This window comes from Gemella sp. 27098_8_149, from assembly GCF_041433745.1.
Classification (GTDB): domain Bacteria; phylum Bacillota; class Bacilli; order Staphylococcales; family Gemellaceae; genus Gemella.
Map to the genome: position 1 here is coordinate 1 of NZ_JAPWCB010000003.1, position 12,934 is coordinate 12,934.

Below are 12,934 nucleotides of genomic sequence, written 5' to 3' on the forward strand. Positions count from 1 at the left end.
CAGGAAATGAAATCTAAGCAGCAAAATGCTGCCTAGATTTCATTTCCTGTTTTTCTCCATGCCCCGAATTTGACAAAGAGCCCTTTTTTATAAAAAAATGAATAATTCAAAAGTCATTTCTAAATAATACGACTTCTAATTACCCATTTTTAATTATTTAACTTATATCATCTCTTGCACCTAAGATGTCAATAGCATTCTTTATACGATCTTTTGTTGGTGGATTAATATCATTTAATTCATAATCAATTCCTAATTCTTTATACTTGAATTTTGCCATATCGTGATAAGGAAGGACCTCAACACGCTCTATACCATTTAATGTATCGATATATTCGCGAAGTTTTTTTAGATAATAATCATCGTCAGTCCATTTCGGTACAAGTACGTGTCTTATCCACATTTTCGCACCATTATCACTTAAAAAATTAGTAAATTGAATAATATTTTTGTTTGTTCGTTTTGTTAAACGCAAGTGCTGCTCATCATCAATATGTTTTATATCGACTAAGAATAAATCAGTTAAAGAGATTAATTCTAGTACTTTTTTATTCATACTTGGTGCATTAACATAAAAACCACCACAAGTATCAACACACGTATTAATACCTAAAGATTTTAATTTTCTGAAAAGTTCTAAAATGAAGTCTATCTGTAATAGCGATTCTCCACCACTTACCGTAACTCCTCCACCATCACTCGCTTCAAAAAATTCACGATATTTTACTATTTCTTTTGTTAATTGATCAACTGTCATAACTTTAGCATCAGGATTATGCATTTTCCATGTATCTGGATTATGGCAATATTTGCATCTTAGCATGCAACCTTGAAAGAATACCACATATCTAATCCCTGGTCCATCGACATTACCAAATGATTCAACTGAATGTACATTAGCTGTCAATTCTTTTTTCTCTTCTATAGCTATTCCTTCTACCTTTTCCATTTCCATATGAAATTTCCTCCTTTTGCTAATTTTTTTAATTTTATCACATTATAAATAAATATATTTTTTGGGGTGTTATTTTTTAAAATCTAAAAGGTGGAGGTAAATTCCCTCCACCTTCTTTTAATTATTTACTTAATTACATAAATTGGTGCATTGTACGGCTTAATACATCACGTTGTTGCTCTGGAGTTAAGCTGATTAAACGTACTGCGTATCCTGATACACGAATTGTGAAGTTTGGATAATCTTCTGGAGATTCAATAACTTTAAGTAATGTTTCTTTATTAAATACGTTAGTATTTAAGTGGTAACCACCTTTTTTGAAGTATCCGTCCATCATTGCTGTTAAGTTTTTAATTTGATCTTGTTTAGTTTTACCTAGTGAGTTTGGTGTAAATGCAGCAGTTAAACTGATTCCATCACGGCTGTATTCATATGGTAATTTAGCAACAGAGCTTAAGCAAGCTAGAGCTCCGCTTTGGTCACGTCCGTTCATTGGGTTAGCTCCTGGAGAGAATGGTTCTCCTTTACGACGTCCGTCTGGAGTGTTACCAGTTTTCTTACCGTATACTACGTTTGAAGTAATAGTTAAGATAGAAGTTGTAGTTTCATCTGCACGGTAAGTTGGGTGTTTTTTAAGTTTAGTCATGAATGTTTTTAGTAATTCAACGGCGATCTCATCTGCACGCTCGTCGTTGTTACCAAATGTTGGGAATTCACCTTCAACTTTGTAATCAACTGCTAATCCAGTTTCATCTTCGATTGGAGTAACTTTAGCATATTTAATAGCTGATAAACTATCTACTGCTACTGAGAATCCAGCAATACCTGTTGCCATGAATCTTCTAACTTTAGTATCGTGTAATGCCATTTCTAAGCTTTCGTAAGAGTATTTATCGTGCATGTAGTGGATTACGTTTAATGTATTGATGTACAGTTTACATAACCATTCCATGAATACATCAAATTTAGCCCAAACTTCATCATAGTTTAATACACCACGTAGAGGTTCTGTTTTTGGTCCAACTTGATCTCCAGATAATTCATCACGTCCACCATTGATTGTGTATAATAAAGCTTTTGCTAAGTTAGCACGAGCTCCGAAGAATTGCATGTCTTTACCAGTAGTCATACCAGATACACAACATGCGATAGATTTATCACAAGTTCCTAAGAAGTCTGCAAGTAATTCATCACTTTCATATTGGATAGCACTGTGGTTGATTGAAGATTCAGAACAGTATTCTTTGAATCCTTTAGGTAATCTAGTAGACCAAAGAACTGTTAAGTTTGGCTCTGGAGAATTACCCATGTTATCTAATGTGTGGATGAAACGGAAGTCTGTTTTTGTTACTAATGATCTTTCAGCATCTAACATTTCCCCAACAATTAATGTTGCCCAGATTGGGTCTCCTGAGAATAATTGGTTATAGTCTGGAGTACGAGCGAATTTAACGCAACGTAATTTTAATACTAAGTGATCAATTAATTCTTGAGCTTGAGACTCGTTAATTGTTCCATCTTGTAAATCTCTTTCGATGTAAATATCTAAGAATGTTGCAATGTTACCGATTGACATTGCAGCACCGTTTTGTTGTTTAATAGCTGCTAAGTAACCGAAGTATAACCATTGAACAGCTTCTTTAGCGTTAGTAGCTGGCTCAGAAATATCGAATCCATAGATCTTAGCCATTTCTTTTAATTCACCTAAAGCACGAATTTGTTCGTTCACTTCTTCACGGTCACGGATAATGTGCTCAGTCATCACACCATCAGCACCGATTTTAGCTAAGTCAGCTTTTTTCCAAGCGATAAGTTGATCTACCCCGTATAATGCAACACGACGGTAGTCCCCAATAATACGTCCACGTCCATAAGCATCTGGAAGTCCTGTAATAACACCAGATTTTCTTACTAAACGCATTTCTGGAGTATATGCATCGAATACGCCTTGGTTGTGAGTTTTACGGTAGTCTGTGAAGATTTTAATAACTTCTTCATCTACTTCATAACCGTATGCTTTACAGCTGTTAACAGCCATGTTAATTCCACCGAATGTCATTAACGCACGTTTAAGTGGTTTGTCAGTTTGTAATCCAACAACTTGTTCAAGATCTTTTTCAATATATCCAGGTCCGTGAGAAAGGATAGTTGAAGGAATGCTAGTGTCCATATCTAATGTTCCACCAGCTAAACGTTCTTGACGCATTAACTCGTTGAATTTTTCAACTAATTTAGAAGTTGCTTCAGTTGGTCCTTCTAGGAAAGATGCATCCCCTCTATATTCAGTATAGTTCGATTTAATAAAGTCTACTAAATCAACCTCTGTTTGCCATTTTCCACCAACGAATGCTTTTTTTTCTGCAACTGTTGTCATAATAAGTCACTCCTTAAATTTTATATTATATAAATTTATTAATTATTTGTTACACTCATAGTTTACCTACAACTCATAATTAAAACAATAATATTTACACTCGATTTGTGTACATTTTGTGAACCACAGTTCTAGTACAGGTATTTTTATTTCTGATAATTCACTTAAAAATTTTATGAAAATTAAAATATTAAAAATGAAAAGTTTACAGCAACAGCTATGAAAACGTGATATTTTAAGAAGTTTTATTTTAAAGATATTTATTATCCATTATATAACTGTTATTTAACTGAGTAAAAAATATGTATCTGTTATCATTATAAATATATCAAAATATAGTATTATTTTGCGATAAAAAAATAGGTAATCGATATCTTCTATCAATTATCTATTTAAAAAATACTATTTGAATATACTTAACAAGTCTGCATATCCCTCTTTTTCTAAATCATCTTTCTTAATAAATCTTATTGACGCACTATTAATACAATATCTAAGTCCACCTAACTCAGTAGGCCCATCAGGGAATACATGCCCCAAGTGTGCATCTCCGACTCTACTTCTTACTTCTATTCTTTCCACATAATGTGAATTATCTTTGTAATATCTAGTAACCTCTTTTTCTATTGGTTTAGAAAAACTTGGCCATCCGCACTGAGAACTAAATTTATCTTTAGAAGAAAATAATGGTTCACCTGTTGTTATATCTACATATATTCCTTCTTCAAAACTATCCCAATATTGTCCAGTATATGGACTCTCAGTTGCACTTTCCATAGTAACAGCATATTCTAAATCAGATAGTTCTTTTTTTAATTCATCTTTTGATTTTCTTTCGAATTCTTCTGGATTAATTTTAATTTCTTCACTCATTTTATTTATCTCCTTTATAATTTATATATTCTTTTAAATCTTCTATTATATGACTTCCATCTTTTACCCCTAAATTATATACGTGGTTTAGTTTTTCGATATCTTTTTCCAGTCGCTTTACGTTAATATCTTCACTAGGTCTTATAACAAATACTTTCCCTTGCTTTTCTAACTCAAGTATTTTTTCTACTGTTTCATTATAATCCTTATATCTATTTTCTAATTTTTCAACTAGATGTGGATATTTTTTATAGAACATTTTATATTGTATACTTGTCGATTTTTTCTTTCTATATGTTATTGGTCTCGTTAATATAACAATAATTTTATCATAATTTTTCTTTTCAAAAAAATCTATAGGTATGCTGTTTGCTATTCCCCCATCAAGATACTTTTTCCCATCTACTTCTATTATTTCTGAAATAAATGGTAGCGCAGAAGTAGCTCTCAATGTCTCCATTTGCAAATACGGATCATGGATTTTTATAAACTCCGCTTCCCCATTTTCAATATTAGTTACCGTCGCATAAAAGTTTGTATTTGATTCTTTAAATGTTTTGTTATCAAATACATCAAGTTGAAAAGGAACTTTATAATATGTAAAATCCTTATTAATCAAATTTCCAGTTTTTATCCAACTTTTCAAACTCATATATCTCTTATCATTTATATAATTAACATTGTAACGAAGTGCTCTTTTGGGTTGCTTAGAAACATAATTCACTCCAAACAGTGTTCCTGCTGAAACTCCAACGATATCTGTAACTTCTATATTATTTTCCAAGAACACATCAAGGACACCGGCTGTAAATAGTCCTCTCATTGCTCCACCTTCTAATACTAAACCTACTTTCATTCAATCACACTCCTTTTTAAATTGATACTATTATATCATCTTTTATCCATTAGTTTAAATAAATTTACTTGAGAATCAAGTTATGTTAATATTTAGACAAATAATAATTCAATAAGAGGTACATATGAACATATTATTAATCGGTGGTAATGGCTTTGTAGGACAAGCATTAATTAAAGAATTTATGAAATACAATGTAAAAGTTAGCTACATATCTAGAACCCAAAATCACTCTATTTATAAAGATGAAGCAACATGGATACAGGGAGATATTTTTGATATTGAAAATATATTAATTAACGAAAAATACGATATCGCCATTCATTTAATAGGAACAATTAAAAATAAAAATCTATATTCTAAACTAAATACAGAAAGTGTAACACAGACAATTAAACTATGCCAAAAGCAAAATATCAATAAACTTGTATATTTTTCTGCAAATGGTGGTTTTAAACAATATATAGAAAGTAAACGCAACGGAGAAAAATTAGTAGTAAATTCAAAACTAGATTATCTAATAGTCCGCCCAGGTCTTATGTACGGTAAAGACAGACTCACCTCTTATTTCAATATATTACCGATTAAATTCTTTTCAAAATTTGGCATAACATTTTTTAAAAATGTTTATCCCCTTCCAGTTGAAAAAGTAGCAGATGCAGTAGTTAAAGCTATTCTTGACAACACTGATTCAACTATTATTGAAATAAACGACATGAAATAACTATATACTCCGACTTAAAGGGAGTGACTCAAAAATCATGATTTCGAAGAAATCGATTTTGTCGAGTCACCCCCGCAAAGTTTATTAGATATCTAAAAAGCTTTTATAAAGCGTATTTAGATATCAATAAACCACTGCGTCTATGAGTTTTCATATACACTTTGTTAAAATTTAGGACTTTTGGGTTCTCCCCTTAAGTCTATTTTTTTGTGACATTTGTCATATTACTTCATGACATTACCTACTAAAATATAACTTTCTACTTCGATATAATTAAATTATCAAAGATGAGGTGAACAAAATGTCATTAAATAACATTATAGAAGTAAAAAATATAACAAAAACAATTAAAGGAAAAAATATCTTAGATGATATTTCTTTTAAAGTAAATTCTGGTGAATGTATTGCTTTAATTGGACCAAATGGAGCCGGTAAAACTACTCTAATGAATTGCCTACTTGGAAATAAATTCATCAATTCAGGCTCAATAAAGATTAATTCTTTAAATCCGGGAAACCAAAAACTAAAAGAATATCTTAATATACTTCCTCAGGAAAATGTTGTTCCTGAAAAACTAAAAGTAAAAGAATTACTTAGTTTTATTCAAAAATTATATAATAACCCATTAACAAACGAAGAAATCGATGAACTGCTAAGATTTGAGGATTCTCAAAAAGATAATTTTGCTTCTAAATTATCTGGTGGTCAAAAAAGATTATTATCTTTTATTATCACATTAATAGGAAGACCAAAATTAATTTTCTTAGATGAACCAACGGCTGGAATGGACACATCAACACGTATTAGATTTTGGGAGATTGTAAATACCTTAAAGAACAAAGGACTAACTATTATTTATTCTTCACATTATATTGAAGAAGTAGAACATACTGCAGATAGAATTTTAGTTTTAAATAAAGGAAAACTAGTTCGTGATACTACTCCACATGCTATGCGTGCTGAAGAAATTGAAAAATACTTCACACTACCTATTAAATATCTATATCTATTAAAAGATAATGATATTATAAATAATTTAGAAATAAAAACAGATAACATTAATTTCTTAACAAAGAAACCGGATGAAATATGGAACATATTACAACAAGCTGGATGCACATTTAAAGAAATTGAAATTCAAAACAGAACTTTATTAGATAGTATTTTTATAACTACAAAAGATAATGGAGGAGCTAAATAATGAAAAATCTTGCCAACTTATTAAAAATAGAATTTATATTCATAAAAAGAAATCTAACTAATTTTATTATGGGATTAGGTTTTCCAGTTATCTTCTTTATAGTATTTTCTGGAATGCAGCAATTTGATGATCCTGAAACAAAGATACGTGTTGTAAAAGATATGCTTATCTCTATGACTGCATTCAGTAGTATCAGTTTTGCCCTATTTTCTCTTCCTATTTCTATAAAAGAAGATGAGAAAAATAACTATCTACATATATTGAATAATTCTCCAGTAAAAATATCTGAATACTACTTTGCTCGTTTTATTCGCCTAATAATTACATTTATTATTTCAATAGTTGCTGTGTTCGTCATCGGGCATATTGTTAGAGGTGTTAATATGACAGCTCGTGAATGGATTATGTCAGCTGTTCTAATGCTTATCGGTAGTATTACATTTTTAGGTATGGGATTGCTTTTAAGTCTTATTAAATCAGAAGAAAAACTCTCATTGCTTGCTAACATATTGTATCTAGGACTTGCTATGTTAGGTGGACTTTGGTGGCCTACTTATCTTTTCCCAGAATGGCTACAAAATATTTCTAAACTAACACCCACATATCATTTATTAGAATTTGTTAATAAATATATTAAAGAGGATATTTTCTCTTATAAATCATTAGCAATTCTTCTAGCTTACTCAGTTGTATGTATAATTGCTACACTGGTAATAAAAAACAGAAGAGAATCAAAATAATAACATAGGATAGAGTGATTCGATAAAATCGTGATTTCGTAGAAACAAGATTTTGTCGAGTCACTTTCCTCAGTGGTTTATGAATTTTCATGTGAACTATTTTTTAAATATAGTACTTTTGATACTATTATGGTATCATTAAAGAATAAGGAGACTAACATGCATAAAAAATTATTAAATTTATTAAAAAGAAAATATGGGTTTTATTTATCTCTAGTATTCTTTATATTCCCTATTGCATATATACTTGATGGAAGTTATCCTAAATATGTATTATTCTTAACTATTTTAGCAATTACTTCATATATAGGAATGTTATATACAAAAAATAAAATTCTTATTTTTTTAGAGTGGTTTTATTTAATTGCTTATATCAGCTATACGACTATTGTTTTCTACCCAATGAATATTCTATTTAGTTTCTATTTAAGCAATTTACTAGTTTGGCATTTTCAAGATAAGTATTATACATACAGAACAATTAGTTTTTTCATAACTATAAATTGTCTAACATTGTATATAATTGCTAATCCGACTTTAAACATTGGTGATAAAATTGTCCTATTTATTTTTTCTTCTATGTGTATCATAACCTATTTTTCACAAAAATATAGTTACGAAAGACATAAATTAAAAAATGAACGTTTAAAACACAATGAACATATTAATCTACTTCTTGCTGAGAATGAAAGAAATAGAATCGGACGAGACTTACATGATAGTATCGGTCATACTTTTGTAATGCTAAAATTAAAAGCAGAACTCGCTGAAAAATATTTAGAAAAAAATAATATTGAAGCAACTAGAAAAGAACTTAAAGAAATCAGTGAAATTAGTAGTGCTTCAATGACAGAAACACGATCTATAATTAATAAATTAAAACATAGAAGTATCAATGAAGAATTAAAAGTTATTTCGGATATTATGACAATGGCTGATATTTCATTAGATATTAAGACTAATATGACTACATCCCCATCTCAACTAGTTGAGTGGACTATTACGATGATTTTAAAAGAATTAACGAATAATGTCATTAAACATAGTAATGCTAATAAATGCAATATTGAAATAAATGAATCTAATAACAACTACACTGTTATTATCTCTGATAACGGTAATGGCTTTGAAAATATTAACGGAACGGAACTTTCATCTATAAGAGAAAGAATTAAACTAGTTAATGGGGTAATAGATATAACATCAAAAAAATCACCTACAACTATCAAAGTAACAATTAGTAAATTGAAATAGGAGGACAATATGAAATTACTTATCGCTGAAGATCAAAGTATGTTACGAGATGCAATGGCAACATTATTATCAATGCAAGATAGTGTTGAAAATGTACTTCAAGCTAAAAATGGAAAAGAAGCTATAGATTTAATTTCTACTAATAATATCGATGTAGCTATACTCGATGTAGAAATGCCTGAAGCAACAGGATTAGACGTATTAGAATATATTCGTAGTAATAACATAGATTGTAAAGTTGTTATAGTGACAACATTTAAACGAATGGGGTATTTCGAACGCGCTATAAAAAATAACGTAGATGCCTACGTCTTAAAAGATCGTTCAATCGATGAACTTATGAAAACTATTAGCAACGTCTTAGCAGGACACAAAGAATACTCACCTGAACTAATGGAAAATATTTTCAACAGTCATAACCCATTAACAAATCAAGAAAAAATTATTCTTTTAAAAATTAAAGAAGGATTATCAAATAAAGAAATTGCTAATGAACTATTTTTATCCGAAGGAACTATTAGGAATTATATTTCTAATATTTTAACAAAGTTAAATTGTAAAAATAGAACCGAAGCTGTAAAAAAATCTACTGAGGAAGGATGGCTTTAGATGACAAGAAAACTTGCTATAAGATTATCATTTCTTTCATCAATATTATATATAGCTCTAACAGTAATTTACTTTGCTTATATAATATCAAAAATTAATCATTCTGACAGCCCTAGCGCAGGCGCTGGTTTAGGTTTGCTACTTGCATTCCTAATACCACACTACTCTATGTTCTTAATAGCAGTTATTTTTAATATTGTTATCTCATTAATAAAATTCACAAAAAATTATTTGATTATTATTAATATAATATTATATGTCATAGCTGGCGCATTAGGGATTTATATTGGATTTTTCTTTATTATTTCTATTATTTTCCAAATAATATTCTTGATAATTGCATACAATAAATAAAAGCAGGAACAACTAAATCATAATTTGTATTTTTTCTTTTCTCATGATATAATGTGAATATACATTAGGAGAACATATAAACTCCATTCCCTAGTGGTTTATTTGCAGACTTTCTCAAGGATTTCAAGAATTGTTAACACTGTTGCTAAACCCAGCATCTTATCTTTATGAGAATCTGCTTTTTATTTCTAAAATAAATAGAAACAGGAACAACTTTAAATCAAAATTTTTACAAAGTGATTTTTAGTTGTTCCTTTTATTTTATTTAACTAAAGAATAGCTTATGTAGATTAGTTCTTTAATAGTTTCCAATTTGATATTTTTATCTAAAACTATACTAATCCAATGCTTTTTATTCATATGATACGCTGGGAAAATATTTTTATTATCTATAATATCTAAGATGTTATCCGTAGGATTTTTTACATTTAGAATTTTCACTTTAGTTGTAATATCAGTATTTTTATTTAATTTATTATACTCTACGTCCATTAACAAAGCATACCATTTATTCTTTTCATTTACAAATGCCAATATGTCTGGATGTTTTTTAAAAGGATTAACATGATTTCCACCATATTTATTACAATAATCGATAACTTCTGAACCTATTTTCCCAGATTCATCAGCTAACCCTAATATAGACCTTAGTAGATTCTCTACATGTTCTCTAATATTTTGAACAGTTTCTCCTACAGCACTATCTACGCTATACAATGAGTAAACCTCATCGAATTCTAAATCATAAACTTCTACTAAAAGTTGACTATCTACAAATGAGATTTCTATTAAGAAGCTACTGTCTAAAATTTCTTTTCGATATATTAGCTTTTCCGCTTCTTCCTTAAATCCAAAACCTTTTAGCTGTTCCTTAGAAAAGTTATATTTTTCTACATCTATAATCTTCATATTTATTATTCGAATCTAGCTCTATCGTGACTTTGATTCCACTTATCTACCTCTGGTCCTTTTGGCACAATAGTTTTTCCAGCCGATACGTAATATCCAACTTTAATTGCTTCGAAATCTGTTGTAGATCCGAATCCTGGTGTTTGATATAAGTCTTTTAAGTAGTTGAAAATATTAGGATATTCCTCGATTCTCTTTTTATTCGCAGAATATAATCCGTAATATACAGCATCAAAACGAATCATAGTAGTATAGAAACGAATATCTGTTTCTGTTATTGTATTTCCATGGAAGTATCTTTGGTTTGATAAACGTTCTTCCACTATATCCATCATATCGAAGAATCTATCGAATGCCTCATCATATTTTTCTTGACTTTCAGCAAATCCCATTCCATATACACCATCATTTAAAGCTACAGCTAATTTTTCATTCCACTCATCGATTTGATCAGCAAGATGCTCAGGGTATAAATCTATTCCATCTTTTTTATGTAGTTTTCTAAATACTGTCGCAAATTCATGAAGTAACTCAGCTGATTCTTTTCTAACTACTTTTCCTGTAGTAACGTCTACAAGTACCGGCACAGAATATGGTCCTTCGTAATCTGAATCACTATTTAAGTATACATCTTTAATTTTTGATTGTTTTAAAACTGGATCTATCCCATCTTTATCTAAGCTAAATTGCCACCCTTCTTCTCCACGACGATAATCCAATGTTCCTAAACTAATCGCATCATCTAAACCTAGTATCTCTCTTGCTATAACCGCTCTTTGTGCATATGGGCATACCGAAGTCCAAAACAGTCTATATCTTCCTTCCTCTATAGGTTGTTCTTCTGTTCCAAATGGTTTACTAAAAAATTTTTTCATGTGATTTTCTCCTTTTTAATTTTCTATAAATTTTTTTGCTTCTTCATAAATATACATAACATTCAAAGTATGTTCTTTTTGATCATTCATGAAATTAAAATCTTTATTATTAATGACTTCAACGAATTTTTTAAATTCAGCAAACATTCTGTGTGAATGAATATTTTTGTTTTCATTTATTAAGTTATCTTTTGTTTGAATACTGTAATTAGGAACTTCATTTGTAGGTCCAATAACTTTAATTATACCTTGATCACCTTGAATATTTACATAACTATTATTAAAAGTATCTTTCGCTGCAATGCATACTACTTTAAAATTATCATATTCTAATAGAAGAATACCCGAAGTATCAACATCATTAACAATATTAGGTAAATAATGTACTTTATTAGGTTTACCAAACAGTCCAACAACAAAATGAATATTATAAATATTTAAATCACCAAGTACTCCTCCACCTTTACTCTTATCAAATACTGGAGCTATTATTCCATTTTTAAATGCTTCATATCTTGAAGAAAGTTGAGAAAAATTACACTCAACAAGTCTTATTTCTCCTATATTATCAAGATTTTCCTTTATATCAAGATAATTCTTTTGATATTGATTTGTTATTGCTTCTATTAAAATTAATCCTCTAGCTTCAGCAATTTCAAACAATTCTATAGCTTCATCATACTTTAACGTAAAAGGTTTTTCACAAATAACATTTTTACCAGCTTCTAGAGCCTTCTTAGCAACTGTATAATGTAAATTATTTGGAACTGCAACATAAATCGTATCAATCGCTTTATTTTCTAGACAAAGATCAATATCAGTATATATATTATTAATATTATATTTAGACTGTAATTCTTTTAAATTTTCTATATTTCTAGCCGTTATAGCTTCTAATTTAATTTCTGGAAGTTCATGTGCAAAAGATAAGAAATCTTTCACTATCATTCCAGAACCGATAATTCCTAATTTCATGTTTTCCTCCAAACTACTTTGTATCTTTTAATTATATCTTTATAAACTTACACTAGCAACTTTTCTGCATAAAAACTCTTCCTTAAAACTTTCACATAACAAGAAGATTCTTATCCTTTAGCTTTGTATTCATGTTCCGGATTATTATAATAATATCATGTATTTGATTTTTCACCAATTCTTACTCTTCCTCAAACTCATTACCTCTCTCATAATAACTATTCGATATCCACTT

General features: G+C 29.4%; 13 protein-coding genes. 6 read left to right on the forward strand and 7 right to left on the reverse strand.

Annotated elements, in window-relative coordinates; genetic code table 11:
* Nucleotides 1-157: 157 nt before the first annotated feature.
* From pflA to O3801_RS02140, 4 genes are all read right to left on the reverse strand, one after another.
* Nucleotides 158-955 (reverse strand): pyruvate formate-lyase-activating protein, encoded by a 798-nt coding sequence (gene pflA, locus O3801_RS02125; protein WP_294683578.1) that lies wholly within the window; start codon nt 953-955, stop codon nt 158-160.
* A 133-nt stretch (nt 956-1,088) separates the two neighbouring features.
* On the reverse strand, nt 1,089-3,329 hold the full coding sequence (pflB, locus tag O3801_RS02130; protein ID WP_371453917.1) for a formate C-acetyltransferase: 2,241 nt from the start codon (nt 3,327-3,329) through the stop codon (nt 1,089-1,091).
* 402 nt (nt 3,330-3,731) lie between these two features.
* On the reverse strand, nt 3,732-4,202 hold the full coding sequence (gene msrB / locus O3801_RS02135; protein ID WP_371453918.1) for a peptide-methionine (R)-S-oxide reductase MsrB: 471 nt from the start codon (nt 4,200-4,202) through the stop codon (nt 3,732-3,734).
* 1 nt (nt 4,203) lies between these two features.
* Complete coding sequence (locus O3801_RS02140) at nt 4,204-5,058, reverse strand: patatin-like phospholipase family protein (protein ID WP_371453919.1); 855 nt, start codon at nt 5,056-5,058, stop codon at nt 4,204-4,206.
* A gap of 124 nt (nt 5,059-5,182) precedes the next feature.
* Between O3801_RS02140 and O3801_RS02145 the strand changes: the two genes are divergently transcribed.
* The 6 genes from O3801_RS02145 to O3801_RS02170 all read left to right on the forward strand — a co-directional run bounded on the left by O3801_RS02145 (nt 5,183) and on the right by O3801_RS02170 (nt 9,940).
* Entirely contained in the window at nt 5,183-5,782 is a 600-nt protein-coding gene (locus O3801_RS02145; protein ID WP_371453920.1) for an NAD-dependent epimerase/dehydratase family protein, read from the forward strand.
* Between the two features lie 301 nt (nt 5,783-6,083).
* Nucleotides 6,084-6,983, forward strand: coding sequence for an ABC transporter ATP-binding protein (locus O3801_RS02150; RefSeq protein WP_371453921.1), 900 nt, complete (start codon nt 6,084-6,086; stop codon nt 6,981-6,983).
* Nucleotides 6,983-7,723 carry an ABC transporter permease gene (locus O3801_RS02155; protein ID WP_371453922.1) on the forward strand — a complete coding sequence of 247 codons (741 nt, stop codon included), beginning with the start codon at nt 6,983-6,985 and terminating at the stop codon, nt 7,721-7,723. The genes O3801_RS02150 and O3801_RS02155 overlap by 1 nt, the downstream gene beginning before the upstream one ends.
* A gap of 159 nt (nt 7,724-7,882) precedes the next feature.
* Complete coding sequence (locus tag O3801_RS02160; RefSeq protein ID WP_371453923.1) at nt 7,883-8,977, forward strand: sensor histidine kinase; 1,095 nt, start codon at nt 7,883-7,885, stop codon at nt 8,975-8,977.
* A 9-nt stretch (nt 8,978-8,986) separates the two neighbouring features.
* Nucleotides 8,987-9,586, forward strand: a complete 600-nt coding sequence (locus tag O3801_RS02165; protein ID WP_371453924.1) for a response regulator — start codon at nt 8,987-8,989, stop codon at nt 9,584-9,586.
* A complete protein-coding gene (locus O3801_RS02170) occupies nt 9,587-9,940 on the forward strand; it encodes a hypothetical protein (RefSeq protein WP_371453925.1) in 354 nt (117 codons plus the stop codon).
* Nucleotides 9,941-10,201: 261 nt separating this feature from the next.
* Here O3801_RS02170 and O3801_RS02175 read toward each other — a convergent pair whose 3' ends face one another.
* Genes O3801_RS02175 through O3801_RS02185 form a run of 3 tightly spaced genes read right to left on the reverse strand, consistent with a single transcriptional unit; the run spans nt 10,202 to nt 12,699 of the window.
* On the reverse strand, nt 10,202-10,849 hold the full coding sequence (locus O3801_RS02175; RefSeq protein ID WP_371453926.1) for an MmcQ/YjbR family DNA-binding protein: 648 nt from the start codon (nt 10,847-10,849) through the stop codon (nt 10,202-10,204).
* 5 nt (nt 10,850-10,854) lie between these two features.
* On the reverse strand, nt 10,855-11,724 hold the full coding sequence (locus O3801_RS02180; RefSeq protein ID WP_371453927.1) for a glutathione S-transferase C-terminal domain-containing protein: 870 nt from the start codon (nt 11,722-11,724) through the stop codon (nt 10,855-10,857).
* Nucleotides 11,725-11,739: 15 nt separating this feature from the next.
* Nucleotides 11,740-12,699 carry a Gfo/Idh/MocA family protein gene (locus O3801_RS02185; protein ID WP_371453928.1) on the reverse strand — a complete coding sequence of 320 codons (960 nt, stop codon included), beginning with the start codon at nt 12,697-12,699 and terminating at the stop codon, nt 11,740-11,742.
* Nucleotides 12,700-12,934 lie beyond the last annotated feature (235 nt).